Origin of the sequence: uncultured Psychroserpens sp. (genome assembly GCF_947494225.1) — a bacterium.
Classification (GTDB): domain Bacteria; phylum Bacteroidota; class Bacteroidia; order Flavobacteriales; family Flavobacteriaceae; genus Psychroserpens.
The window spans coordinates 34,026-59,759 of record NZ_CANLUG010000010.1; the positions used below are offsets into that span (position 1 = coordinate 34,026).

Here is a 25,734-nt window from a genome sequence, read left to right on the forward strand (position 1 = left end):
AAGCCTGTTGGCTAGTTCAAAAATTTATTAAGGATTGTTCTAATCTCGTCATTGGTGGCATCGTTATCTAAAGCAAATAAATATTGATATAATCGTTTATCATCAACTTTATTTTTTAGTTCAACTTTGCTATTTTCAGCAAAAATAGTGTCCCATTCTTGTCTCACTTTCTTCCAAAGTCTTGTATTTTCTTTCCACCAATCTCTGGCTATTTTACATTCATCATCTGCTACTTTTTTATAGATATTATAACCTTTCTCTTGTACTAATAGTTCATCCTCTTTTCCTATTTCTCGAATAACCTTATCGTTATCTTGTTCATGCAACCAGCCATAATTTGTAAGCTGTACATTATTCCCTCTAACCATGATATTATAATCATCTCGTTTTGAATATTCGCGTCTTGGAAGCGGAGCATCTATTTTATTTTCCCAGTAATGTTTTCCATCTGCATGAATCCAAGTCGCGGAGCCAGAGTATCGAGGGCTATCATCTACTTGATACACCTTTTGTGTCCATTGTCCCTTAACTTGATCCTTAGAAAGATCTGTCATACTCCAGGTATTTTTAGATTCATAGTTGAAAACTCTTTTATTCTCGAACTCCCAATCTTGGCGCCAATGTTTAACGACCATTGTATCATTAACAATGAGTAAATGCTGAATGCTAACTTTGTCATTTTTATCTTCTACTAACTCCGCCCATTCTAAGGCAGAAGCCCTATAATCATAAGCCTTTTCATAGGCTATATCTGGAGAAAATGTCTCGGCGTACTTAAATTTTATTTCATAACAGCCGCACATTTCTTTAATGGCTTGCTTGTCTTTCTTCTTCTTGCTTTGAGCATTTGCTTGTAACGAAAATGCAATACTTAATAGTGTAAAAATGGCTAATTGTTTCATTTTTAAAGTGTTTGTTTTTGTGATTAAAAAAAAATTGAAATATTCTTATTCTTATTTAGATTGAATTAAAATAACTTATATATTTGCGACAAATTTAATTAAGAATGATTCTAAATAAAAAATATTTCAGCATTTATTTTTCACTTTTTTTTATAACTCAAATGTTTTCTCAGGAAACAAAAGACACATCACAAGATTCACTGAAAGTAGAAACACTAAATGAAGTCTTCATTTCTGCTACTAGAACTCTTAGGCAATTATCATCACTCCCTCTACCCGCTCAAGTTGTAAGCAAAAAGGACATAGAGCGATCTAATTCTATACGTTTAAATGACATTTTAAATGAGCAAACAGGTCTAATAACTGTTCCTGATTTTGGAGGTGGTGAAGGCATACAGTTACAAGGTTTAGACGCGCAATACACTTTAATACTAATAGATGGTGTCCCACTAATTGGTCGATCTGCAGGAACCTTAGATTTAAGCAGGATCTCAGTTGGTAACATCAAACAAATTGAGATCGTAAAAGGGGCATCATCTAGTTTGTATGGCAACGAAGCACTTGGAGGTGTCATCAATATCATTACCGAAAAGCCACGTACTGGTTTTAATGGTTCTATAAATAACCGTTTCGGTAGCTTCAATACAAACGACTTAAGTACGTCTATAAATTATAAAAAGAACAAACTCGGTATTTCAGCTTTCATCAATAGATACAGCAGTGGTGGTTATGATCTCATTGAAAATGATAATCTCAATACTGTCGATCCTTTTCATAACTATACATTCAATACGAAATTAACTTATGACTTTTCTGATGCAATTAACATGTTCGTTTCTGGCAGGTATTACACCCAAAATCAAGATGTTATTGCAACAGAAACTTTGAGAGGAAAAAGTACTATTAAAGAATGGAATACGCATCTTCAGTTAAATCAAACTTACAGTGAAAAATGGAACGGCTACTTGGAGTTCTATGCATCTCGTTATAAAGCCAATGAATATCTCAATGAAAATGATGGCTCTAGATTTAGCAATAGTTTCTTCAATCAATTAATGCTTAGACCTGAATATAGAATAGCATACAATATAAATGAAAATAATGGCTTTATTGCAGGTATAGGCATAACACATGAAAGCTTAAACCGTACTGATTTTACAGAAGCACCTATTTTTAATTCTCCTTATGCTTATCTTCAGTATGATACCAACTTAACAAAACAATTAAACCTCCTTCTTGGCGCTCGATTTGACAATCACAACAAGTACAAATCACAATTTAGTCCGAAAGGAGCAATAAGGTATGTGTTTAACGAGAAACTTGCCTTTAAAGGTTCTATTGGGTATGGTTTTAAAGCACCCGATTTTAGGCAATTATATTTTGACTTTACCAATGCCACAGTAGGATATACCGTACTTGGTTATAATGCTGTTCCAGCTACCATAACTGCATTAGAAGCTCAAGGCCAAATTGCGAATATCATTGTTCCTATTTCCGAATTTAATAATCAAATCAACCCAGAAAATTCCACGTCTATAAATATTGGAGTGGACTATAAAATTTCGGCCTCAATTACAAGCAATATAAATATGTTTAGGAATAACATTGATAACTTAATAGACACACGAATTATTGCTAATAAAACCAACGGTCAAAATGTCTTTAGCTATTATAATATTAACGAGGTTTACACCCAGGGACTAGAGTTTAACACACATTGGAAACCTAGTAATTTACTAAAAGTATCGGCAGGTTACCAATTGCTTTACGCTAAAGATATTGAAGCTGAAAAGGCCTTTAAAAATGGCGAGGTATTCGCTAGAGATTCACCCACTTCCCCAGCCTTTCAATTAAACAAAAGTGACTATTTCGGTTTATATAATCGCTCTAGGCATATGGCCAATATCAAGCTATTTTATACCATTCCGAAATGGAATTTAGAATCTAATATCAGAACAACTTACAGAAGTAAGTATGGTTTGTTTGATACTAATGGAAATGGGTATTTAGACGATTACGACGACTTTGTCTCTGGGTATACCATTGTAGACCTAGCCTTTAACAAGACGTTCTATAAAAACTTTAAACTAGGTCTTGGCATAGACAATCTACTAAACTTCACAGACACTCAAAACATCAGCAATATTGCTGGTCGAATTATATACGGAAAACTTAATATTCAATTTTAATACATAAACAACATGAAAACCATGAACTATTCAAACCAAAACCACCAAATGAACATCATTACTATGAAAAACACATCTATTAGATTTTTAATCTTACTTGCCTTATGTATAGGCATGTCATCATGTAATAGCGATGACGAAAACGGAATGCCTCTATTAGAAATAGAAGCTCAAACAATCACTAATTTACATGCGCCTCAATCTGGTGGACAAGGACAACCTATAACTGGAGAATTTACCAAATTTGATTTCTCAACAGGGCAAACAACAAATAGTAATACAAATTGGGATATAGCATTTAGAGGAACTACAATCATTGTAAATGGAGGTTCATCTTTAGGTACAACTGATGAGCCAACCAGAACAGGTAATGCCGCAGCCTATATTGTAGATGGGACTTTCCCTTCTATCACTGAAGTAGACACGAACTTGTTCATTCAAGATTCTGAATCTGGTTACGCTATAGCTACAGGTAGCGAAAATGGTTGGTATTTTTATAATCCTCAAGCATTTTTAATTACACCAATTGCTGGAAAAATATTAGTCTTTAGAACGCGAGATGGAAAATATGCCAAAGTAGAAATATTAAGCTATTACAAAGATGCTCCCGCTAATCCAAATGCAATGACTGATGAAGGTAGATATTTTACGTTTAACTATGTATATCAACCAAATCTAAATACAATAACGTTCTAATTATGGCCAAATCAATTCGTATTTTATATATCATCTTACGCTTAGTTTTAGGTGGTTTTATGATCTATGGTGGTTTTAAAAAATTTGAAACCCCCAATCCACAACCTGTTGAAGTTGTTCAAAAAGCCCAAAAGTTTACAGCAGCAGGGCATCATAGTACATTACAAAAAGTACTTTATATAAATGGAGCCAAGCAAACCGGTTATTTTTGGCAAGTATTAGGTATATGCGAACTTCTCTTCGGATTCTTATTAATTGCGCAAGGAACTGGTTTTATAGGTGCTTTATTTTTATTACCAATTACATTACATATTTTCTTGTTTCATCTGTTTTTAGAGTCAGATGACATCGGAGAGTTGTTACAAACAGGGTTTTTATTTTTAACAAACGTTGTTTTGGTACTCAAAGAAAAAGATAAATGGAAACATTTACTTTGGATAAAGCCCTTATAATTTAAGCCCTTGCATAACTGCGAGGGTATATGTTTTAATGATAAGCCGTAAAAATTTTCGTCGCTTCGTTATAAGCACTTTCAAAACTCATTGCATTTAAGTCATTGTTCTTTTTTGAAGTAAAATAAGACAATACTTTTTCGGTTGGCATATTACCTGTAAGCTCATCTTTTGCCATAGGACAACCTCCAAAGCCTTGAATAGCGCCATCAAATCGTCTACATCCTGCTTTGTAAGCCGCATCAACCTTTTCAAACCAGGTCGTTGGTGTTGTATGTAAATGTGCTCCAAACTCAATGTCTGGATATTTCGGAATTAAATTTGAAAACAGATAGTCAATACTTTCTGGATTAGAACTACCAATTGTATCACTAAGTGACAAAATCTTAACACCCATATTACTTAAACGCTCAGTCCATTCTCCTACGATATCAACATTCCATGGGTCACCATAAGGATTACCAAATCCCATAGAAATATAAACAACAACTTCTTTATTGTGAGCATTCGCCAAATCTAAAATTTCTGAAAGTGTCACCACAGATTGCGCAATTGTTTTATGTGTATTACGCATTTGAAAGTTTTCTGATATTGAAAACGGATAACCCAAATAATCAATTTCTGAATGTTTACATGCGTCATTTGCTCCTCTAGTATTTGCAATAATGGCGAGCAGTTTACTCTTGGTTTGGCTTAAGTCTAATTGTGACAAAACTTCTGCCGTATCAACCATTTGAGGAATGGCCTTAGGTGAAACAAAACTTCCAAAATCGATTGTGTCAAAACCTACACGTAAAAGAGATTGAATGTATTGTATTTTCTTTTCCGTTGGAATAAAATCCTTAATACCCTGCATGGCATCACGAGGGCATTCAATTATTTTTACTGCTTTGTTCATTTAGCCCAAAGATACTAATTAAGATGGTTTTGAACTTGTTATTTTTCCGAAGTAAAAATGATGATAGCAATACCAACAAACACAACAATTTGCAACCATTTAAGATAGAAGCCAACCCGTTGATGCTTTTTGATATATTCTGAAATTGAACCTGCCAAAAGCGCTATTCCAGAAAAAATTATTGCAGAAACAAACATAAAAAGTAAGCCCAAAACGTAAAATTGTACTACTGTACTCATCGTTTCACTAAATAAAAATCCAGGAAAGAAGGCCAAAAAGAAAATAGATACCTTAGGATTGAGTACATTCATTATGAACCCTTGCTTAAATAACTGCGTCATACTTTTCTTCGGAATATTATCGGAGCTCAAACTCAGTTCATCGCTAGACATAAATACCTTATAGGCAAAGTAGATTAAATAGAGAGCTCCTAATAATTTGATTATGAAAAACAAATAATCGTTTTCTTTGATAATTGCCGACACTCCAAAAGCCACCAAAGTTGTATGTACCAAGCATCCTGAGATTAATCCAGCAACCGTTGCCAATCCATATTTTTTGCCATTTACGATACTTTGCATGAGTACATAAATATTATCTGGTCCAGGTGATATTGCCAGCGCAGAAGTGGCTAACATAAATGATATAAGAAGGTCGTAGTTCAGCTTAAGAAAATTTTTATAAAAATAATTAAAATTTAGTGTAAGTAATGGGCATATATTTCCGACTTAACGATATAAATAAAAAACTACATCACTATGAAAAAAATTACTTTAGCTTTAAAATCTTTATGCACACTATCTTTATTGCTCGTCACTTCGGCTGTTTTTGCACAGTCAACAGCGAGCTATAATATTACGTTTAGCAGTAATTGGGCAACTGAAACCGCAGATCCTGTTAAAGGGAATAGTACAACAGCCATTCCAGGAAATGCGCACTGGTCTAATTTAGTTGGCGCAACTCACAACAGCAACTATACTATGGTTGAAATGGGAACTCTAGCTTCTGTTGGTATTAAAAATGTTGCCGAATTTGGGGCTAATACCGCTTTAATGACAGAAGTTAATAATGAACCAAATGCAAATCAATGGCTACAACAAGGATTTTCTCCTTTTGCTGCTATAAGTTCTGCTACATTAAGCAACGTTGTTGTAAGTTCAGATTATCCACTTTTGAGTTTAGTATCTATGATTGCTCCAAGCCCAGATTGGATGATTGCTATAAATAGCATCAATCTTAGAGATGGCAATACTTGGAGAAACGAAATCATTTTGGATTTATTCCCATATGATGCTGGTACTGATAGTGGAGCTACCTATACAGCTGGTGACCAACCAACAACACCAAGTTTTGTACCTGTATCTTCATTAATAAATGTGAGCCCGTTTAATGATAAACCTATCGGAACGATGACTATCACTTTAAATCAGGTTCTAAGTGTTGATGAGGCAGATATCAATCAAGTGGTTTTATTTCCTAATCCGTCTAGTGATGGTATCTTTAATATCAACACAAAACGTAGCAATGCCTTGAAAGAAGCTACCGTCTATGATATATTAGGTAAGAGCGTATCTCACATAGAAAATAAAAATTCTGACGATCAGGTTCGTATGGATCTAAGTGAATTAAACAATGGAATTTATTTGGTACGATTGGTTCTTGAAGATGGTTCAGAATCTACAAAGAAAGTAGTGATCAACTAAAAGACAAACTGCATTTCATCGGTTAATTTTGGTGTTTTGTCGATTTTTTGATATGTTTACCGCATATTTAACCTACTAATTTTGTTATGAAAAAGGGAGTCCCAATTAAAAAGTCACTTTTACTTTTAACTTTGTTCTGTTGTATTTTTAACGCAATGGCGCAACACGATGAACAATGTGGAACGGTATTTACCGCAGAATCAGAATCTTATTTTAAAAAGCTATTACCAGAAGTAAGACAGTACGAAGCTGAATATTTCCAAAAAGTAGCTCAAGGGCGTTCGTCCACAGCTATAAGTTCTGTGCCAATCAAAGCACATATTATTAGAAATACCGATGGTACTGGCGGACTTACAGCAGCTCAGTTAAATGCTGCAATAGCCAACATGAATGCGTTTTACGCCAATGCCTTATTAGAATTCTTTTTATGTGATGGTATTAACTATATAGACGATTCGAATTATTTCGACTACGAAACAAATCAGGAAGCCGCACTTACAGGTGCAAATAATGTTAGCAATGTTATTAATATTTATTTTGCTAATACCGTTGTAAGCAGTCAATCTGGAGGAGGATTATGTGGTTATGCCTATTTCCCTGGTGGTCCAGAGACGATTTTAATGAATAACAATTGTGCCACTAATGGTAGTACTTTACCTCATGAAATGGGTCATTTCTTTGCCTTATCTCATACACATGGACCAACGAATGGTGCACAAACTACAGAACTCGTAGATGGTTCGAATTGCGATACCGATGGCGACTTTATTTGTGATACACCAGCAGATCCTCAATTGGGTTATGGAAACGTCACCTCTTCATGTAACTATGTTGGAGGTGCAACAGATGCCAATGGAGATTCTTTTGTTCCTGCCCCAAGAAACATAATGTCTTACTCTCGTAAAGAGTGTCGTGACGAGTTCTCTCCGCAGCAATATGCCCGTATATATGGAATTTATCAAGCCTCGCGAGCGGCTATGGCTTGTCCTAGTTTTAATGTTGATATTGCCTCAACCTTTACAAGAGATTGTAGCAGTACTTTAGATGTAGATTTTACAGACAATAGTATTGGTGCAACCTCATGGGAATGGGATGTTGATGGTGATGACATCGTAGATTATACAACTCAAAATCCATCACACATGTATACCAATGCTGGCGCATATGATGTAACACTTACAATTTCAAATGGATCAAGTTCTTTAACAAAAGTCTATCAAGAATATATAGAAGTTGGAGGCGAAGACATATCTACCACAGAAATCGTCTTAACGCTAGTCACAGATGATTGGCCAGCCGAAACTTCATGGAATTTAAAAGATAGTAATGGAATCGCGTTATACTCCAGTCCAACATATACTGAAGGCATAGATGATTTCCAAACATTCACTGAAAACTTCGTTGTGGCCACAAATGAATGTTATACATTTGAAATCATTGATAGTTATGGTGATGGTATTTGTTGTGCCTCTGGTGCAGGATCATATACATTAACAACTTTAGAAGGTAGTACAATTATTACTGGAGGTGCTTATGGCTCTGGAGAACTTACCTATATGGCAAACAATGCTTTAAGTGTAGACGATTACTTTGATAACAACAAAGTGTCGGTATATCCAAATCCTACAACTAATGTCTTAAATATAGAATTAGCAAACACTAATAATTTACCCGATGCTTACACAATTTACAATGTGTTAGGGCAAGTAGTGACCACTAAAGCAATTGCTCAAATGGATGATTTAAGAATTCCAACTGAACGTTTTAGTGAAGGTGTATATTACTTAAAAATAACTAAAGGCACAAGTTCTAATACGATTCCTTTTATTAAAAACTAAGGGATAACTCAACTATAAAAAAAGCGAATTGATTGGTTTCAATTCGCTTTTTTTATGAGTGCTTTATTTATCTTCTTTATCAACCTAGGGCCTTCGTATATAAAGCCTGTATAGATTTGTACCAAATCTGCTCCTGCCTCAATTTTATCGAGTGCATCTTGTGCAGAATGAATACCTCCTACTCCAATTATAGGAAATGCTTTTTGGCTTTTTTCAGACAAATACTTTATAACTTGCGTAGATTTTGCTTTAATAGGCTGCCCGCTTAATCCTCCGTTTCCAATTTCAGTAAGTCGTTCATTAGACGCTTTTAAACCCGATCTGTCTATAGACGTATTGCTCGTAATAACTCCATCTAATTTGGTTTCATTTACAAGTGCTATGATTTCGTCTAGTTGATTATTATTTAAATCTGGAGCAATTTTTAGTAAGATGGGTTTTTGTTTGTCAAATTTGACATTTGCTTTTTGCACTTCGGAAATAAGTTCTAGTAAGTAATCCTTGTCATTTAATTTGGCATGACTTCCAACATTTGGACAACTTACATTAAGAACAAAATAATCTACATAAGGATGTAACCCATTAAAACACTCTAAGTAATCCTCTGTATAATCTTCAGGTTTTGTATTTGTGTTTTTGCCAATATTTCCACCAATAATGAGCTTACCTTTATTCTTCTTTAATTGAGAGACAGCGGCCTCTAATCCTTCATTGTTAAAGCCCATTCTATTGATGATTCCTTGATCATCCTTTAACCGAAAGAGTCGTTTTTTAGGGTTGCCTACTTGACCTTTAGGCGTTACTGTTCCTATTTCAATAAAACCAAAACCAAAATTGGCGAGCTCGTTGTACAACACGGCATTTTTATCAAATCCGGCAGCAAGTCCTACAGGGTTTTTAAATTTCAAGTCAAATAATTCGCGTTCTAAACGTTTATCACTAACGACATACAAACTTCTAAAAATCGACGTCATGCCAGGGATTTTGGAAAAATTTCGAATTAATGAAAAGGTAAAATGGTGTACTTTTTCTGGATCAAAAGAAAATAATAGTGGTCTTAGCAAAAGCTTATACATAGGAAATCTTTTCTGGTGCAAAAATACTACAGATTTTGAATATAATCGCTAACTTTCGCTTGATTAATTATGCATCAGTATTTTAATCAACATTTAAACTTATTTTAAACTATATGATTACCAAAGAAGATATTACGAAACGTTTTATTAGTTACGTTACTGTAGATACCGAATCTGATCCAAAAAGTGACACCACACCAAGTACTGCCAAACAATGGGATTTAGCTAATGCATTGGTTAAAGAACTCATTTCTATAGGAATGACAGATGTGAATATAGACGACAATGCTTATATTATGGCAACTTTGCCAAGTAACGTTGAACACGAAGTACCAACCATAGGTTTTATTTCTCATTTTGATACATCTCCAGATTTTACTGGTGCCAATGTTAAACCAAGGGTTATAGAAAACTATGATGGCAAAGATATTCTCCTTAATGAAGAAGCTAATATTGTACTCTCTCCAAGTTATTTTGAAGATTTATTACTCTATGTTGGTCAGACTTTAATTGTGACTGATGGTACAACACTTTTAGGCGCTGATGATAAAGCTGGAATTACAGAAATTGTCTCGGCGATGGAATATTTAATTCAACATCCAGAAATTAAACATGGTGACATAAAGGTTGGGTTTACGCCAGACGAGGAAATAGGTCGTGGGGCTCATAAATTTGATGTTGAAAAGTTTGGGGCAGATTGGGCTTATACGATGGATGGTAGTGAAATTGGAGAATTGGAATATGAAAACTTCAATGCTGCTGGAGCAAAAGTAACTGTTAAAGGTAAAATTGTACATCCTGGATACGCCAAAGGAAAAATGGTAAATTCTATGTATATAGCTACAGAATTTATTAACGCTCTGCCAAGAATGGAAACACCAGAACACACGGAAGGTTATCAAGGTTTTTTTCATTTATATAGTATTGAAGGTAAGGTTGAAGAAACCGTTTTACAGTACATTATTAGAGACCATGACAAAGCGCATTTTGAAGCAAGAAAAGAAGTTATGGAAAAACTAACTTACGATATTAACACGCAATACGAGCGTGAGGTTGTTACTATAGATATTAAAGATCAATACTTTAATATGAAAGAAAAGGTAGAACCAGTAATGCATATTGTTGATATTGCTGAAGAAGCTATGAAACAACTACATATTGAACCATTAATTAAACCCATTAGAGGCGGAACAGATGGTTCTCAATTGAGTTATATGGGATTACCTTGCCCTAATATTTTTGCAGGCGGTCATAATTTCCATGGGCGTTATGAATACGTTCCAGTAGAAAGTATGATTAAGGCAACCGAAGTCATATGCAAAATTGCAGAGTTAACTGCCGAAAAGGCGAGATAAATAATAATTTTATTTTGGTATGAATTCGGAACAATTAGTAAACATCTGGTTTGAAAAATGGAATTCTGGTGATTTTATGAACCTACCAATTACATATAGTTTTGAGCATACTAGCCCTTTTGGAATAGTAAAAGGGAAAAAGGCATATATTGATTTAATAAAGGAAAAGGAAAAGGAAAATGAAACTAAATTCTTGGGGTATTCTTTTGAATTGCAAGACACTTTATATAAATTAGAAAGTGCCTGCGTACATTATACGGCAAGACAAGGACCTGATTTTTGTTTGGACGTTAGCGAATGGTATTATTTTAAGAATAACCTTATAGATAAGGTCATTGCCTACTATCATATTGGAGACATTCGAGAAGAAAGATTATATAAAAGCTAAGCACTATGAAAAAAATTCATTCGGTAGAAGAGTATATAGAAGAGAATCCGCACTTTGCAGAAGAACTTACGATACTTCGTAACATCATTAATGATACAGAGCTTGAAGAAACGGTTAAATGGAGCATGCCCACTTATTGTCTTAGTGGAAAAAACGTTTTGGGTATTGGTGCCTTTAAAAATCATTTCTGCTTATGGTTTCACCAAGGGGTCTTTTTAAAAGACGAGCATAACCTCCTTATCAATGCTCAAGAGAATAAAACCAAAGCGTTGCGACAAATGCGATTTGATTCTAAAACAGACATTAATAAAGCTGCCGTTTTAAACTATGTAAAAGAGTCTATTGAAAACCAACGTTTAGGAAAAGAAATAAAGCCAGTACGCAAAGCTAAAGACGTGATTATTCCTACGGAATTAGAGGTGGCATTTAAAGGAAATTCTCAATTGGACTCCAGTTTTAAAACCTTAACGCCAGGAAAACAGCGAGAATATTGCGAATACATAGCCGAAGCTAAAAGAGAGGCGACTAAACAATCGCGATTAGAAAAAATAACACCAATGATTATTCAAGGTGTTGGGCTCAATGACAAGTATAAAAACTGCTAAGAATAAATAAAAAAACTCCGAAAGTAACTTTCGGAGTTTTTTTATTGTTGTAATAGTATATTCTATTTTGTGGTTGCTGGAGCGTTTAGTTTTCTACTAATTTCCATTGAAATTGCAGAACGTTCAAACTTAATTTTACCAGCCAATGTTTCGATAACACAGCTATTGTCCTTATCGTTAAGGTCAACTACTTTACCATGCATACCGCTTTTTGTTACAACCTTATCACCTCTTTTTAATCCTGCAGCAAACGCTTTTTCTTGTTTTGCTCGTTTCATTTGCGGTGCAATCATAAAAAAGTACACCACAGCAAACATTAAAATAAAAGGTAAAAAATCTCCAATTGATCCCATAAATTATTTCCCTACAGGTTTAATTGATGCAGAACCAGCTTTTTTAGATGCTGCGTTTGGATCTGGTTGAACAAAAGCCTTAATCTTAACTATTTCAGAACCCTTTTCAGTGTTTGTAGTTAATGTAATTGATTTTTGCACTTGGTTTGTTCCTTTTCCGTTAAACTTAACAGTAAATTCAGCAGATTCACCTGGTGCTAAAGGATCTCTGTTCCAATCTGATGGTACAGTACATCCACAAGTACTTTTGATATTACTTACAACTAAAGGTGTTTTACCTGTGTTAGTGTATTTAAATTTCGTTTCAACTGCAGTACCATTAACTATTGTACCAAAGTCATGTTCAGTTTCATCAAAAGAAATTACTGGATAATCTTGAGAGCTTGCATCTCTTTCGGCAGCAGCAGCTACATTATCAGAATTAATCTTTGCTGTTGCATCTTCTTTACAAGATGTGAACGCTACTAAACATAATGCGCTTAACGCTAAAATTGTTTTTTTCATTGCTATGATTTTTAAATTATTGTTGATTCGAGAAGCCAAATGTACTAATTATTTCATCTAATTAAAATTTTTAGTGCATTTTCAAACAAAACATTAACAGTCTATTGCCTATAAAACCTAGAAAGTTAGAGTAGACCTCGCCCAACTTTGTTAAGTTTTCCTTCTAATGTATACTCTTTAATAATTTTATCTAAAATTCCATTAATAAAGTTACTACTCTTTGGTGTTGAATATTCTTTAGCTATTTCCAAATACTCATTAATAGTTACTTTTACAGGTATAGACGGGAACTTTTGAAATTCACAAATGGCCATTTGCATTAATACTGTATCTATTTGAGTGATACGCTCAGCATCCCAATTTTTCGTTTTTGTAGCGATTTCATCATTAAAACCAGACTGGTTTAAAGTCGTTTTCTTTAACAATTCTAGTCCAAAATCGCGATCTTCTAAATCCTTGAATAATTTAGGGGAAAAGAATTTTCCTTCTGAAGACCTCTTTACTTTCTTAAGTAACTTTAAAATCGCTGTGTTGACCACAGGGAGATCATCGAGCCAAGTAATACGTTTATCTTCAAAATAGTCATATAACTTGTCGTTTGGAGCAACTATTTCTGTAAACATGTCTATAATGAAATTCTTGTCCTCATTAAATGTAGACGTTTTGGTAGACATATAATCTTTATATAAATCACTATCTAAAATAGTTTTAAAGATGACATCTATATATTCAAAATCTAAATACCATGGATTTTCCTTTTGATTTTCAATACGTTCATTTAAGATCTCATTGGCTCCTAAAATAGCCAACACTTCATTGTTAACAAATTTGGCATTAGGATTTTTCTCTTCGTGAGTAGCGAGTAACTTTTGTTGTGTTTTCTCTAATCGATCTTTCGATTTTTTATGAACTTCAATAAGTAATGATAGCTGAGCTAAAAACAGATCATACATGCTATCTAGACTTTTCAGAAGAAATTTTTCATTGGATTTGATGTTATCACTTTCGCTACCTTTTGAAGCGTAAAGTGTTTGCATAACTTTAATACGAATGTGTCGTCTATTTAACATGGTTCCAAAGAGCTAAAAATTAACAAAGCGAAAGAAATATATCTTTCGCTTTGCAAAAATACTATTATTTTAAATTTAGAGAAATATTTAAACAGGGATTTAAACTATTTTCTTTGTTCTTTTTTTCTTGTAGCTATACGTTCTTTCGCTATAGTTAATGCTGATACATTTGTTGTCACATTATTTTGTCTAGCACCTTCAAAAATTTCTAAAGTCGTATTATAGATATTTTCAGTTTTACGTATAATTTCTTGTTTTCCGTAGTTTTCTAACTCGGCATAAACATTAATGATTCCTCCTGCATTAATCAAAAAGTCTGGTGCATATAAAATTCCTCTTTCTTGGAGTAATATTCCATGTTTTGACTCATCTGCTAATTGATTATTGGCTGCTCCAGCGATAATATCGGCTTGTAATTTATTAATAGTACTATCATTAATTGTTGCTCCCAATGCACAAGGTGCATAAATATCCATAGCTTCACTATAAATATCATCTCCTCTGTAAATGGTAACATCATATTTTGAACGTACTTCTTCTAAACGTTCTTCATTAATATCTGCTATTGTTACTTTAGCGCCTTCATTTGTTAAATGTTCTACCAGAGACTCTCCTACGTGTCCTATACCTTGAACAAATACAGACTTATCTTCTAGAATTTCACTTCCATATTTAAATTTGGCCGCAGCTTTCATTCCCATAAAAACTCCATAGGCTGTAATTGGGGACGGGTTTCCTGCTCCTCCTTTACTTTCTGAAATCCCAGTAACATAAGGCGTTACTTCTCTTACTGTATCCATATCGGCTGTAGTCATCCCTACATCCTCTGCTGTGATATATCGGCCACTTAATGAATGTACAAACTCACCAAATTTCTTCATTAATTCTGGTGTTTTTTGGGTCTTGGCATCACCAATAATAACCGCTTTTCCTCCACCTAGATTGAGTCCGGTTATTGCCGATTTAAATGTCATCCCTCTAGACAATCGCAATACATCATTTAGGGCCTCCCACTCGTTATTATAAGCCCACATTCTTGTTCCTCCAAGTGCAGGTCCCAAAACTGTATTATGTATACCAATTATTGCTTTTAATCCAGTATCTTTGTCGTTGCAAAAAACAATTTGCTCGTGATTATCGAAAGATAATTGTCCAAAAACTGGATCTATTTTAGAAAGTTCCTTTGAACTTATAACGTCTGATGTCATTTGAATTGTAGATTAAATCTATTTTAAATTATACGTAAAATAGCGTGCAAAAATAACTCAATATTGGAGTATTAGCAAAAATTAAGACGTTAAAATGTCAAATTCCTAAAAATCAAGGGTCAAAATAAGAGATGAAAGAACTCAAACATATTAATAAGTACTTCTATAAGTATCGTAGTAGACTCCTATTAGGTATATTAATTACTATTGGTGCAAAAATATTTGCGCTCTTTATCCCTCAACTTTTGGGTAAAGCCATTACTATTATTTCCAAAACTTCTAAAGGAGAAATTAGCCAAGAGGCTTTCAAAGCAGAACTAACCCCTATTATTTTATATATCATTGGTGCAGCTGTTATAACTGGTTTGTTTACGTTTTTAATGCGCCAAACAATTATTAATGTCTCGAGATATATTGAATACGATTTAAAAAACGAAGTATATCAACAGTATCAAAACTTGTCATTAAATTTTTATAAAGCCAACAGAACTGGAGATTTAATGAATAGAATTAGTGAAGATGTTGGTAAGGTACGTATGTATTGTGGACCAGCGATTATGTATACTATAAATACAGTTACATTGTTTATAGTTGCCCTTATTTATATGCTTAGTGTAGCTCCAAAACTCACGCTATATACCATTTTACCATTACCAATTTTGTCGTTTATTATATATAAACTCAGTAAAGTTATCAATAAGCGCAGTCGTATTGTTCAAGAATATTTATCACATTTATCTACATATACACAAGAATCATTTAGTGGTATTTCTGTAATTAAGTCTTACGGTCTCGAAAAAAGTAATTACGACGAATTTAATACACTTTCCGAAGAGAGTAAACGAAAGCAAATTGATTTAACTAAAGTTCAATCTTTATTCTTTCCATCTATGATTTTACTTATTGGTGTGAGTAACATTTTGGTGGCTTATGTTGGTGGTATGCAATATATAAATGGAGAAATTAAAGACATAGGTACTATAGCAGAATTTCTTATCTATGTAAATATGCTTACCTGGCCTGTGGCAACTGTTGGTTGGGTAACCAATTTGGTGCAACAAGCAGAAGCCTCTCAAAAGCGTATTAATGAATTTTTAAAGCAAGAGCCTGAAATAAAAAATAAAAACACAATGGCCTCTCATATTAAAGGAGATATTGTATTTAATAATGTGACGTATACATTTCCAGACACAAATATTAGGGCACTCGATAAGGTGAGTTTTACAATCAAAAAAGGTGAAACCCTCGCCATATTAGGAAAAACCGGTTCGGGAAAATCAACTATTCTTGATTTGATTGGAAGGTTATATGATGTCCAAGAAGGATCAATCTCTATTGACGGTATAACCATAGATCAAATACACCTAAATAGTTTAAGAGATCATATAGGATACGTCCCTCAGGATGCTTTTTTATTTTCAGACACCATTGAAAACAACATCAAATTTGGAAAAGAAAACGCTAGCAAAGAAGAAATGATTGCTGCGGCCAAACATGCTGATGTTCATAAAAATATTTTAAATTTCACCGAAGGCTATCAAACCAAGCTAGGTGAGCGTGGTATTACATTATCTGGTGGGCAAAAACAGCGTATCTCAATTGCAAGAGCAATTATTAAGGCTCCTGAAATTATGTTATTTGATGATTGTTTGTCGGCGGTTGATACAGAAACTGAAGAAAAAATTCTTAATAGTCTTCGTAAAATATCTGAAGGTAAAACAACCATAATTGTGAGTCATCGCGTGTCTTCTGCTAAAGATGCAGATAAGATTATCGTTCTTGAAGATGGTAAAATTATTCAAAACGGAACTCATGAATCGTTAGTAAACACAGATGGTTACTACAAAGAGCTCTACTTAAAACAACTCAGCACAAAAGAATTATAATTTTTGTTGTTTACTAATCTTTTTTTTTAGATTTTTGATGCACAATCAAACAAAAAAATAAAAAATTAGCTATGAGTGATCACGGAATGATGGAAAAAGAGGAAATTTTTTCAAAAGTATTACGAGCAGGAAGAAGAACCTACTTTTTTGATGTTAGAGCAACTAAAGCTGGAGATTATTACCTTACCATCACAGAAAGTAAAAAATTTACTAACGATGACGGGTCGTTTCACTACAAAAAACACAAAATCTATCTGTACAAAGAAGACTTTTCTGAGTTTAATGAGATTTTGAGAGAAATGACCGATTACATAATCGCTGAGAAGGGAGACGAAGTGATTAGTGAACGCCATCAAAAAGATTTTAAAAAAGAAGACTATTCGTCATCTAACAATGATGCAATAGAAAGTAATGAGTCTTCAACAGATTCGGATTCTGCCGAAAAGTTTACAGACATCAATTTTGAGGACATATAAGAGCCTCTTTTGTTAAATTATACTAAACCACTACTTTATCAGTAGTGGTTTTTTTATTTTTATGGTCTATCTAATCAATACCTAAATATGAGACTAACTATTCTGCTAATTGTATTAAGCTGTTTTCAACTTAATGCACAATCGAAACCCGATTTATCATATTACCTTCCACAAAACACAAGCTATAACCAAGCGATTCCAACCCCAGAATCTGTGATTGGTCATCAGGTTGGAGAATGGCATATTACTCATGACAAGTTAGTTCAGTATATGCAAAAGTTAGCAGCAGCCTCAGATAGAGTTAGTATTGAAAATCGAGGCACTACTTTTGAAGGACGACCTCTGCTCCTTCTCACGATTACATCGCCATCAAATCAAAATAATTTAGACGTCATAAGACGTGAGCATATAACTGCTACCGAAAGTAATTCTGTAGACACAAGTAACATGCCTATTGTTGTGTATCAAGGTTTTTCAATTCATGGTAATGAAGCTAGTGGTTCAAATGCTTCTATGCTGGTTGCTTATTATTTGGCGGCAGCCGAAAGCAAAGATGTCAAAGACTTACTAGACAATACTGTTATTTTATTTGATCCATCATTGAACCCAGACGGCTTACAGCGTTTCGCCTATTGGGCAAACACTAATAAAAGTAAAAATCTGAATCCAGATCCTAACGACAGAGAATATAGAGAAGTTTGGCCAGGTGGAAGAACAAATCATTATTGGTTTGATATGAACCGAGATTGGCTCCCTGTTCAACTGCCAGAATCTCAAGCACGTATTGCAAGCTTCCATAAATGGTTACCAAATATATTGACTGATCATCATGAGATGGGTACAAATGCTAGTTTCTTTTTTCAGCCAGGAATACCATCTCGAACGCACCCTTTAACTCCAAAATTAAATCAAGAATTAACGAAAAGTATTGGTAATTTTCATGCAAAGGCTTTTGATAAGATAGGGTCTCTGTATTATACAGAAGAAAGTTTTGATGATTTTTACTACGGAAAAGGATCAACATTTCCTGATATTAACGGAAGTATCGGAATTTTATTCGAACAAGCCAGCTCTCGTGGTCATATTCAGGAAAGTGACAATGGGATTTTAACCTTCCCATTTACCATTAAAAATCAATTCACTGCAGCTTTATCAACACTCGAAGCTGGAAAGAACATGAGACGTGAAATCCTTCAATATCAGCACGATTTTTACAAAAATGCCAGAAATGAAGCATCTAAGGAGAATGGTAAAGGCATTGTATTTGGTGATGAGAAAGATGGGGCTAAAACCTATCATTTAGCTGAAATATTGAAGAGACACCACATCGAATTTCATGACCTCAAAGCAGACTTTGACAGTAACGGAAAACACTTTAAGAAGGGATACGCCTATATAGTTCCTAAAAATCAAAAAAACACGCGTTTAATTAATGCCATGTTTGAAACGCGCACTAAATTTCAGGATAGTTTATTTTATGATGTCTCTGCATGGACATTTCCTCTGGCTTTTGGATTAGATTATTCTGAAGATATTTCTACCTCAAACGCAGGTGCAAGAATTGACATTCTTAACCAAAATGAAGGCTCTGTATCTGGGAAAAGTAATTATGCATATCTCATGGAATGGCATGAATATTATGCGCCTAAAGCTCTCAACAAAATTTTGGAAAGTGGACTACGTGCTAAAGTAGGCATGAAACAATTTTCAATGAATGGAAAAACATATGACTATGGAACAATTTTAATTCCTGTTCAAAACCAAAATAAATCTATAGATGATCTCTACGCTTTTTTACAGCGTGTTGCTAAAGACAGCCACATCCATATAGATGCAGTGAGTACAGGATTAACTGAAGGCATCGATTTAGGAAGCAATCAATTTAGAGCATTAACTCAGCCCAAAGTTGCGATTATAGTTGGTGATGGTATTAGAAGCTATGATGCTGGTGAAATATGGCATTTATTCGATCAACGTTATGACATGAGACTAACTAAACTAGATACGAGATCATTAAATCGTGTAAACTTAAGTAGGTACAATACCATCATTTTACCTAGCGGTTCTATTGATGCTACAAAAAAACTTAAAGAATGGGTTCAAAACGGCGGAACACTAATTGGCTATAGAAGTGCTCTAAATTGGCTCAAGAGAAACGAATTTATCAAACTGGATTTTAAAAAGATGGAACGACAAGCCACAGATATTTCTTTTGAACAACGTGGAAACTATAATGGTGCTCAAGTTGTTGGTGGAGCAATTTTTGAAGCTGAACAAGACCGCTCTCACCCTATAAATTTTGGTTATAAAAATGATAAAATTGCTTTATTTAGAAACAATACCATGTTTATGAAAGCTGATAAGCAAAGCTATAATAATCCAATACAATATACTAAAAACCCGTTGCTAAGTGGTTATATATCAAAACCGAATTTAGATAGTCTATCACTAACTGTGCCTTTTAAAGTAAAACGATTAGGTAACGGAAACGTTGTGGTATTTACGGATAACACCAACTTTAGAGCGTTTTGGTATGGTACTAACAAACTTTTGATGAATGCCATATTCTTTAGAGAAGAACTATAGTTTGATCGAAATTAGCGCTAAGGCAAGGACAATTATTAAATAGAGTAATGCAATTTGAAACTGCATTAACAATGTGAGTATTAGCATTATGACTATGATAAAAATAGGCACTAATGTTATAGCTATGGCAAATCTAAACGTTGCTGTAAATTCTATTTCTTTAATTTTTGGTTGCGCCACTTTTTTCCATATAAAATAAGGTAGAAACAAACATAGTATTAGCAAAAACTTGGACAGCACTTTTAACGGGCTGTCCTTTTTTAATTGTCCTTTCTCACAAGAGCTAAAATTATTAGCAATACAAGAATTTACGCGTTCTGGTTTCAAAAAATCAACATTCATAACCTCTAGTGCTTCTAAAGTTTGTTCATAGTTTTCGGTTTCAATATGTGTTGTTAATTTACATAGTTGATCGAATACTTTCGATTTAAGCTCTAAAACGCGCGCGCTTTTATCTTCAATAGAACACGTATCTATAGACATCACATTTCCGAAGTTAATTAAAGTAGAATCTCCAAATTTGGTAGCGTTTTTAAAGTTCAATCCAACAGGAACTAAATGAATTATTGTATCAGGATACGCTTCTAATGTTTCAAAAATAATTCTGGTAAACCCTTTACTCAATGGACGTACTGTTCTACGTAGATTATGACTACCTTCTGGAAAAATGGTAATCGCATGCCCTTCACTAAGCAGTTTTGAACTCTTCGAAAAGACCCTATTATTCTTGGTTAAATTTGACCAACCATCTCTAATGCGGTATACGGGAAGCATTAATAAACTTTTAAGAACCTTACTTATTAACGGTTTACTAAAAACACTCGCTCTTGTTAAAAAATAGGAAAACCTACCATTTTTTGTTGCAATTAATAACGCATCAAGTAAGGCGTTTTGGTGGTTTCCAAGAAATAAAACAGCTCCACTTTTCGGAATTCGATTGGCATGTTTCACCTCTATCTTTTTAAAATAAAAAAACAGACCTAGGCGTAAATAAGCCCTCATGCTATGTAACCATATTTGTCTCAAACGTCTACAACTTTAGGCGATTTACAACTCCATAAAACCGAAATCATCAAGCCTGAAATGATATGCCAAATACCCCAAAATGCTGCCATAATTGCCATGCCTCCTAACCCACTAAAAAATGTAAAAATAAGAAGTAAGCCTAATCCAGAATTTTGAATACCGGTTTCAATAGCCAGAGTTTTTTGATTCTTAAAAGACAACCTAAAGGTCTTAGCCACAGAGAAACCTAATAATATGGCCAGAAAATTATGACCTATTCCAATAAGCAGAACATAATGAATATAGTTATTAAACACATCCATATTTTTAGAGAACGCAATAATTACGATCGCCACAAATACCACAATAGATAAGGGTTTTAAAACCTTTGAAATCTTGCTTGCAATACGTTCATTTTTATACCTCACATACATACCTATTAATAGAGGAACGCCTAAAATAAGTAATACCAGTTTTACAAGTTCAAAGGGTTGCAGTTCTACACTTTTTAAAAGATGTCTAGTTGGCTCATATAAATTCCCATATAGTTGAAAGTTTAAGGGCGTTACTAAAATTGCCAATAAGGTTCCAAAAGCTGTTAAACTTACCGACAAAGCTGTATTTCCATTGGCCAAATGTGTCATGAAATTAGATATATTCCCGCCTGGACAAGCCGCCACCATCATCATGCCTAATGCAATGCTTGGTTGTGGCTTAAGGACGACTATAATCAAGAACGTAAGTAATGGCAAAAGCACAAATTGTGATAGTACTCCAACCAATACGGGCTTGGGCTGCCTTAGCAATGATTTAAAGTCGTTTATAGAAATCCCTAACGCCACACCAAACATTACAACAGCCAAAGCGATATTTAATACCCAAAGGCCATTACTATCAAAGTTAATTTTTACATGGTCTAACTGCTCCATCTATTATGCTACTGTTGAGCCATTTTTAACGCGTTGTTGCGGATTTAAAAGTATCACGTCTTTACCATCAACTGCACCAAGAATTAGGCATTCACTCATAAACTTTGCTATTTGCTTTTTTGGAAAATTGACAACAGCAACTATTTGACGTTGCATCAAATCGTCTTTTTTGTAAAGTGTCGTAATTTGAGCAGAAGATTTCTTAATTCCCAGATCACCAAAATCAATGGTAAGCTGGTATGCTGGGTTTCTAGCTTCAGGAAAATCATGCACCTCAATAATAGTTCCAACGCGCAAATCAACCTTTGTAAAGTCTTCGAAAGTTATTATATTATCCATTCCTTAAACATACAAATTAATCTTAACATTTACATTATGGCTTTGACTCCTTCAAACATGTTGCCTCTTGGAACGAAAGCTCCAAATTTTGAATTAATAAACACGGTAGATAATAGTTTAGTATCACTAGAAAATGCACGAGGAGTAGAAGGTACCATTATCATGTTTATTTGTAACCATTGTCCGTTTGTAAAACATGTAAATGATGAACTATCAAAATTAGCTAAAGATTATAGTTCTAAAGGAATCAATACTATTGCTATTTCTAGTAATGATGTTGTCAATTATCCTGACGACGCTCCGCATCTCATGAAAGAAAACGCCATAACAAACGATTTCATATTCCCGTATTTATATGATGAAACACAAGAGGTTGCAAGAGCTTATGATGCCGCTTGCACTCCTGATTTCTATGTATTTGACAAACACCTTAACCTTGTGTATCGAGGACAACTTGATGATTCGAGACCTGGAAACGGGAAACCTGTTACCGGAAAAAACATGAGAGAAACACTCGATAATCTTCTTAAAAACAATCCCATTTCTGAAGTACAAAAACCAAGCATTGGTTGTAATATTAAATGGAAATAGATAAGGTTTTCCTAATGTTACGTTAAAGAAAAACTAAAAACAACTCTTGCGCTAGTAGACTTCATTATATTTGGTTTTAGCTAACTATTTTATAATGAAAACAAGACTACGTTTACTCTTTTTACTGCTCTTTTCTACATCGCTAATTATAGCGCAACAACCTAAAAAACCAACAGCTTCAGATATTCATGAATCTATAAAAAAGTTAAACTTTTTAGGGTCGGTTCTCTATGTTGCTGCACATCCTGATGATGAAAATACACGCCTCATTTCTTATATGTCTAATGAAGTTAAAGCTAGAACTGCTTACCTATCATTAACACGTGGAGATGGTGGGCAAAACCTAATTGGTCCAGAAATTAGAGAACTTTTAGGTGTCATTAGAACACAAGAATTATTGGCAGCAAGACGTACAGATGGAGGAGAACAGCGATTCACTAGAGCTAACGATTTTGGCTACTCAAAACATCCTGATGAAACTTTAGCCATTTGGAATAAAGAACAGGTATTAAGTGATGTGGTTTTAGCTATCAGGCAATTCAAACCAGATGTAATTATCAATCGTTTTAATCACAGAAATCCAGGAACAACACATGGTCATCATACCAGTTCTGCAATGTTGAGTATTGAAGCCTTTGATTTGGTTGGAAATAAAAATGCTTATCCTAATCAATTATCGATGGTTGATGTATGGCAACCTAAGCGTCTATTTTTTAATACAGGATGGTGGTTCTATGGAAGTCATGAAAACTTTGAAAAAGCAGACAAAAGCGATTTATTACAAATAGACACAGGCGTTTACTTTCCTAGTAACGGATTAAGTAATCCTGAAATTGCCGCGCTAAGTAGAAGTCAACACAAATCACAAGGTTTTGGAAGTACAGGAAGACGTGGCTCTCAAATAGAATATATAGAATTAATTAAGGGAGATTTACCTTCTGATAAAACTAATGTTTTTGAAGGCATAGACACCTCATGGAATAGAATTGAAGGCGGAAATGCGATTGGAGATATCCTTTATGCTGTGCAAAACAATTTTGATTTTAAAAACCCTTCGGCTTCGATTCCCGAACTTGTAAGAGGATATAATGCCATTCAAAACTTAAAGGATTCTCATTGGAAAACGCTTAAAACCAAAGAAATAAAAGACATTATAGCCGCTTGCGCTGGACTATACCTTGAGGCTACGGCAAATACAAATCATGCTACAGCTGGCTCTTCAGTAAATCTTAATTTAGAGGTTATTAATAGAAGTGATGCCAATATTACACTATTGAACATCATTAACCCAAACGGACTCTCCATTGAGAAGAATTTAGCCTTAGAAAATAATGCTCGCTTTAATTTCAGAGAGACTTTAGAGATCAGTAAAAATGAAAAAGTATCAACACCGTATTGGCTAACAAAAAAAGGTAGTCTTGGTATGTATAGTGTAGATGATAAAAACCTTATTGGAGAACCCGAAACGCCAAGGGCATTAAACATCAAATTCAATTTGAGTATTGCCAATATTCCTATTTCATTTACAAAACCCATTGTTTATAAAACCAATGACCCTGTAAAAGGAGAAGTCTATAAGCCCTTCGAAATTATCCCTGAAGCATCAGCAAAAATATCAGAAAAAGTGATTATCCTAGACTCAGACACACAACGTGATATTGAAGTTATTGTTAAGGCTGGACGTGATAGCTTAGAAGGTTATGTACAGTTAGCGCATCCAAACAATTGGAGCGTGTATCCAGATAAACAAAAAATAAACATAAGCGATAAAGGTCAAGAACAACGCCTCATATTTACCGTAATTCCACCAAAAGAGCAAAGTGAAGGTTTATTTACACCAATGGTTCATGTGGGAAGTAATATATACACTAAAGAACTCATTGAAATCGATTATGATCATATCCCACTTCAAACAGTGCTGTTGCCTAGCGAAAGTAAGATTGTGAGATTAGATATTAAAAAACGTGGCGAAAGCATAGGTTATATTGAAGGTGCAGGAGATGTAGTACCAGAAAGTCTAAGACAAATTGGTTATAACGTTGCTGTATTAAAACCAGAAGATATTACATCAGAAAACTTAAAGCGTTTTGATGCTATTGTTGTTGGCATTAGAGCGTATAATACTGTTGAGGATTTAAAATTCAAACAGCAGTTATTATTCGATTATGTCGCTCAAGGCGGAAATATGATTGTTCAATACAATACGAGTCATCGTGTTAAAGTAGATCAAATTGCTCCTTATGATCTAAAATTATCAAGAGATAGAGTAACAGACGAGAACGCCGATGTTAGATTGCTAGCAACAAGCCATGAAGTATTAAACTTTCCGAATAAAATTACAAAGAATGACTTTGAAGGCTGGACGCAGGAACGTGGCTTATACTTTCCAAACGAATGGGCTCCAGAGTTTACGTCTATCCTATCTATGAATGACAATGGCGAAAGTCCAAAAACTGGAAGTTTATTAGTAGCTAATCATGGTAAAGGGCATTACATATATACAGGACTTAGCTTTTTTAGAGAATTTCCGGCAGGAGTTTCAGGAGCATACCGACTATTTGCAAATATGTTGTCTTTAGGTAAAAATGATATCAATCAAACTAATCAAATTAAAAACTAATGGAAAAATACAAATGGAATAAGATGTACACGCTTGTACTCTGTGCCAATATTATCTACATCATC

General features: G+C 34.2%; 24 protein-coding genes. 13 read left to right on the forward strand and 11 right to left on the reverse strand.

Annotation, left to right across the window (positions count from 1 at the left end; genetic code table 11):
- Positions 1–11 precede the first annotated feature (11 nt).
- A complete protein-coding gene (locus Q0893_RS18275) occupies positions 12–902 on the reverse strand; it encodes a DUF6607 family protein (protein WP_299278451.1) in 891 nt (296 codons plus the stop codon).
- Positions 903–1,063: 161 nt separating this feature from the next.
- Here Q0893_RS18275 and Q0893_RS18280 point away from each other — a divergent pair, with 161 nt between their 5' ends.
- From Q0893_RS18280 to Q0893_RS18290, 3 genes are read left to right on the forward strand one after another with little or no spacing between them, the layout of a single operon-like run.
- On the forward strand, positions 1,064–3,091 hold the full coding sequence (locus tag Q0893_RS18280; protein WP_299278454.1) for a TonB-dependent receptor: 2,028 nt from the start codon (positions 1,064–1,066) through the stop codon (positions 3,089–3,091).
- A 48-nt stretch (positions 3,092–3,139) separates the two neighbouring features.
- Positions 3,140–3,787 carry an HmuY family protein gene (locus tag Q0893_RS18285; protein ID WP_299278457.1) on the forward strand — a complete coding sequence of 216 codons (648 nt, stop codon included), beginning with the start codon at positions 3,140–3,142 and terminating at the stop codon, positions 3,785–3,787.
- Between the two features lie 2 nt (positions 3,788–3,789).
- Positions 3,790–4,239 carry a DoxX family membrane protein gene (locus Q0893_RS18290; RefSeq protein WP_299278460.1) on the forward strand — a complete coding sequence of 150 codons (450 nt, stop codon included), beginning with the start codon at positions 3,790–3,792 and terminating at the stop codon, positions 4,237–4,239.
- 34 nt (positions 4,240–4,273) lie between these two features.
- On the opposite strand, the gene Q0893_RS18295 is transcribed toward Q0893_RS18290, so the two are convergent.
- Both Q0893_RS18295 and Q0893_RS18300 read right to left on the reverse strand, forming a co-directional pair.
- The gene (locus Q0893_RS18295; RefSeq protein ID WP_298904578.1) at positions 4,274–5,137 is read right to left on the reverse strand and encodes a hydroxymethylglutaryl-CoA lyase; all 864 of its coding nucleotides are present in this window, start codon (positions 5,135–5,137) and stop codon (positions 4,274–4,276) included.
- A gap of 38 nt (positions 5,138–5,175) precedes the next feature.
- Positions 5,176–5,775: a LysE family translocator gene (locus Q0893_RS18300; protein WP_299278464.1), complete on the reverse strand. Its 600-nt coding sequence runs from the start codon at positions 5,773–5,775 to the stop codon at positions 5,176–5,178.
- A gap of 120 nt (positions 5,776–5,895) precedes the next feature.
- On the opposite strand from Q0893_RS18300, the gene Q0893_RS18305 reads away from it, so the two are divergent.
- Positions 5,896–6,840: a spondin domain-containing protein gene (locus Q0893_RS18305; protein ID WP_298904584.1), complete on the forward strand. Its 945-nt coding sequence runs from the start codon at positions 5,896–5,898 to the stop codon at positions 6,838–6,840.
- Between the two features lie 86 nt (positions 6,841–6,926).
- A complete protein-coding gene (locus tag Q0893_RS18310; protein ID WP_299278469.1) occupies positions 6,927–8,678 on the forward strand; it encodes a T9SS type A sorting domain-containing protein in 1,752 nt (583 codons plus the stop codon).
- A gap of 38 nt (positions 8,679–8,716) precedes the next feature.
- Here Q0893_RS18310 and Q0893_RS18315 read toward each other — a convergent pair whose 3' ends face one another.
- A complete protein-coding gene (locus Q0893_RS18315; protein ID WP_299278472.1) occupies positions 8,717–9,754 on the reverse strand; it encodes a quinone-dependent dihydroorotate dehydrogenase in 1,038 nt (345 codons plus the stop codon).
- Between the two features lie 113 nt (positions 9,755–9,867).
- Here Q0893_RS18315 and pepT point away from each other — a divergent pair, with 113 nt between their 5' ends.
- From pepT to Q0893_RS18330, 3 genes are read left to right on the forward strand one after another with little or no spacing between them, the layout of a single operon-like run.
- On the forward strand, positions 9,868–11,109 hold the full coding sequence (gene pepT, locus Q0893_RS18320; protein WP_299278475.1) for a peptidase T: 1,242 nt from the start codon (positions 9,868–9,870) through the stop codon (positions 11,107–11,109).
- A 19-nt stretch (positions 11,110–11,128) separates the two neighbouring features.
- Positions 11,129–11,497 carry a hypothetical protein gene (locus Q0893_RS18325; protein ID WP_299278478.1) on the forward strand — a complete coding sequence of 123 codons (369 nt, stop codon included), beginning with the start codon at positions 11,129–11,131 and terminating at the stop codon, positions 11,495–11,497.
- 5 nt (positions 11,498–11,502) lie between these two features.
- On the forward strand, positions 11,503–12,102 hold the full coding sequence (locus Q0893_RS18330) for a DUF1801 domain-containing protein (protein ID WP_299278481.1): 600 nt from the start codon (positions 11,503–11,505) through the stop codon (positions 12,100–12,102).
- A 62-nt stretch (positions 12,103–12,164) separates the two neighbouring features.
- On the opposite strand, the gene yajC is transcribed toward Q0893_RS18330, so the two are convergent.
- The 4 genes from yajC to Q0893_RS18350 all read right to left on the reverse strand — a co-directional run bounded on the left by yajC (position 12,165) and on the right by Q0893_RS18350 (position 15,237).
- Positions 12,165–12,455 carry a preprotein translocase subunit YajC gene (yajC, locus tag Q0893_RS18335; RefSeq protein WP_298904602.1) on the reverse strand — a complete coding sequence of 97 codons (291 nt, stop codon included), beginning with the start codon at positions 12,453–12,455 and terminating at the stop codon, positions 12,165–12,167.
- Between the two features lie 3 nt (positions 12,456–12,458).
- Positions 12,459–12,959, reverse strand: coding sequence for a DUF1573 domain-containing protein (locus tag Q0893_RS18340; protein ID WP_298904605.1), 501 nt, complete (start codon positions 12,957–12,959; stop codon positions 12,459–12,461).
- A 125-nt stretch (positions 12,960–13,084) separates the two neighbouring features.
- Positions 13,085–13,996, reverse strand: a complete 912-nt coding sequence (gene nusB / locus Q0893_RS18345; RefSeq protein ID WP_298904606.1) for a transcription antitermination factor NusB — start codon at positions 13,994–13,996, stop codon at positions 13,085–13,087.
- A gap of 137 nt (positions 13,997–14,133) precedes the next feature.
- The gene (locus Q0893_RS18350) at positions 14,134–15,237 is read right to left on the reverse strand and encodes a Glu/Leu/Phe/Val dehydrogenase (protein WP_298904609.1); all 1,104 of its coding nucleotides are present in this window, start codon (positions 15,235–15,237) and stop codon (positions 14,134–14,136) included.
- Positions 15,238–15,368: 131 nt separating this feature from the next.
- Between Q0893_RS18350 and Q0893_RS18355 the strand changes: the two genes are divergently transcribed.
- The 3 genes from Q0893_RS18355 (at position 15,369) to Q0893_RS18365 (ending at position 20,185) form a co-directional block, all read left to right on the forward strand.
- A complete protein-coding gene (locus Q0893_RS18355) occupies positions 15,369–17,123 on the forward strand; it encodes an ABC transporter ATP-binding protein (RefSeq protein ID WP_299278488.1) in 1,755 nt (584 codons plus the stop codon).
- A 71-nt stretch (positions 17,124–17,194) separates the two neighbouring features.
- Positions 17,195–17,599 carry a PUR family DNA/RNA-binding protein gene (locus Q0893_RS18360; protein ID WP_298904614.1) on the forward strand — a complete coding sequence of 135 codons (405 nt, stop codon included), beginning with the start codon at positions 17,195–17,197 and terminating at the stop codon, positions 17,597–17,599.
- Between the two features lie 87 nt (positions 17,600–17,686).
- Positions 17,687–20,185 (forward strand): M14 family metallopeptidase, encoded by a 2,499-nt coding sequence (locus Q0893_RS18365; RefSeq protein ID WP_299278491.1) that lies wholly within the window; start codon positions 17,687–17,689, stop codon positions 20,183–20,185.
- On the opposite strand, the gene Q0893_RS18370 is transcribed toward Q0893_RS18365, so the two are convergent.
- From Q0893_RS18370 to Q0893_RS18380, 3 genes are all read right to left on the reverse strand, one after another.
- Positions 20,180–21,136, reverse strand: a complete 957-nt coding sequence (locus Q0893_RS18370; protein ID WP_299278494.1) for a 1-acyl-sn-glycerol-3-phosphate acyltransferase — start codon at positions 21,134–21,136, stop codon at positions 20,180–20,182. The two genes, Q0893_RS18365 and Q0893_RS18370, sit on opposite strands and share 6 nt — an antisense overlap.
- A gap of 71 nt (positions 21,137–21,207) precedes the next feature.
- Positions 21,208–22,119, reverse strand: coding sequence for a bile acid:sodium symporter family protein (locus Q0893_RS18375; protein WP_298904620.1), 912 nt, complete (start codon positions 22,117–22,119; stop codon positions 21,208–21,210).
- Positions 22,120–22,122: 3 nt separating this feature from the next.
- Positions 22,123–22,458, reverse strand: a complete 336-nt coding sequence (locus Q0893_RS18380) for a tRNA-binding protein (protein ID WP_299278499.1) — start codon at positions 22,456–22,458, stop codon at positions 22,123–22,125.
- Between the two features lie 36 nt (positions 22,459–22,494).
- Between Q0893_RS18380 and Q0893_RS18385 the strand changes: the two genes are divergently transcribed.
- Positions 22,495–23,049: a thioredoxin family protein gene (locus Q0893_RS18385; RefSeq protein ID WP_299278502.1), complete on the forward strand. Its 555-nt coding sequence runs from the start codon at positions 22,495–22,497 to the stop codon at positions 23,047–23,049.
- Positions 23,050–23,143: 94 nt separating this feature from the next.
- Positions 23,144–25,669 (forward strand): PIG-L family deacetylase, encoded by a 2,526-nt coding sequence (locus Q0893_RS18390; RefSeq protein ID WP_299278505.1) that lies wholly within the window; start codon positions 23,144–23,146, stop codon positions 25,667–25,669.
- Positions 25,670–25,734 lie beyond the last annotated feature (65 nt).

Excerpts from the sequence above, each read along its gene's own strand:
- Q0893_RS18275 (WP_299278451.1), bottom strand. The coding sequence starts at position 902 with ATGAAACAATTAGCCATTTTTACACTATTAAGTATTGCATTTTCGTTA.
- Q0893_RS18280 (WP_299278454.1), top strand. The coding sequence starts at position 1,064 with ATGTTTTCTCAGGAAACAAAAGACACATCACAAGATTCACTGAAAGTA.
- Q0893_RS18285 (WP_299278457.1), top strand. The coding sequence starts at position 3,140 with ATGAACATCATTACTATGAAAAACACATCTATTAGATTTTTAATCTTA.
- Q0893_RS18290 (WP_299278460.1), top strand. The coding sequence starts at position 3,790 with ATGGCCAAATCAATTCGTATTTTATATATCATCTTACGCTTAGTTTTA.
- Q0893_RS18295 (WP_298904578.1), bottom strand. The coding sequence starts at position 5,137 with ATGAACAAAGCAGTAAAAATAATTGAATGCCCTCGTGATGCCATGCAG.
- Q0893_RS18300 (WP_299278464.1), bottom strand. The coding sequence starts at position 5,775 with ATGTTAGCCACTTCTGCGCTGGCAATATCACCTGGACCAGATAATATT.
- Q0893_RS18305 (WP_298904584.1), top strand. The coding sequence starts at position 5,896 with ATGAAAAAAATTACTTTAGCTTTAAAATCTTTATGCACACTATCTTTA.
- Q0893_RS18310 (WP_299278469.1), top strand. The coding sequence starts at position 6,927 with ATGAAAAAGGGAGTCCCAATTAAAAAGTCACTTTTACTTTTAACTTTG.
- Q0893_RS18315 (WP_299278472.1), bottom strand. The coding sequence starts at position 9,754 with ATGTATAAGCTTTTGCTAAGACCACTATTATTTTCTTTTGATCCAGAA.
- pepT (WP_299278475.1), top strand. The coding sequence starts at position 9,868 with ATGATTACCAAAGAAGATATTACGAAACGTTTTATTAGTTACGTTACT.
- Q0893_RS18325 (WP_299278478.1), top strand. The coding sequence starts at position 11,129 with ATGAATTCGGAACAATTAGTAAACATCTGGTTTGAAAAATGGAATTCT.
- Q0893_RS18330 (WP_299278481.1), top strand. The coding sequence starts at position 11,503 with ATGAAAAAAATTCATTCGGTAGAAGAGTATATAGAAGAGAATCCGCAC.
- yajC (WP_298904602.1), bottom strand. The coding sequence starts at position 12,455 with ATGGGATCAATTGGAGATTTTTTACCTTTTATTTTAATGTTTGCTGTG.
- Q0893_RS18340 (WP_298904605.1), bottom strand. The coding sequence starts at position 12,959 with ATGAAAAAAACAATTTTAGCGTTAAGCGCATTATGTTTAGTAGCGTTC.
- nusB (WP_298904606.1), bottom strand. The coding sequence starts at position 13,996 with ATGCAAACACTTTACGCTTCAAAAGGTAGCGAAAGTGATAACATCAAA.
- Q0893_RS18350 (WP_298904609.1), bottom strand. The coding sequence starts at position 15,237 with ATGACATCAGACGTTATAAGTTCAAAGGAACTTTCTAAAATAGATCCA.
- Q0893_RS18355 (WP_299278488.1), top strand. The coding sequence starts at position 15,369 with ATGAAAGAACTCAAACATATTAATAAGTACTTCTATAAGTATCGTAGT.
- Q0893_RS18360 (WP_298904614.1), top strand. The coding sequence starts at position 17,195 with ATGAGTGATCACGGAATGATGGAAAAAGAGGAAATTTTTTCAAAAGTA.
- Q0893_RS18365 (WP_299278491.1), top strand. The coding sequence starts at position 17,687 with ATGAGACTAACTATTCTGCTAATTGTATTAAGCTGTTTTCAACTTAAT.
- Q0893_RS18375 (WP_298904620.1), bottom strand. The coding sequence starts at position 22,119 with ATGGAGCAGTTAGACCATGTAAAAATTAACTTTGATAGTAATGGCCTT.
- Q0893_RS18380 (WP_299278499.1), bottom strand. The coding sequence starts at position 22,458 with ATGGATAATATAATAACTTTCGAAGACTTTACAAAGGTTGATTTGCGC.
- Q0893_RS18385 (WP_299278502.1), top strand. The coding sequence starts at position 22,495 with ATGGCTTTGACTCCTTCAAACATGTTGCCTCTTGGAACGAAAGCTCCA.
- Q0893_RS18390 (WP_299278505.1), top strand. The coding sequence starts at position 23,144 with ATGAAAACAAGACTACGTTTACTCTTTTTACTGCTCTTTTCTACATCG.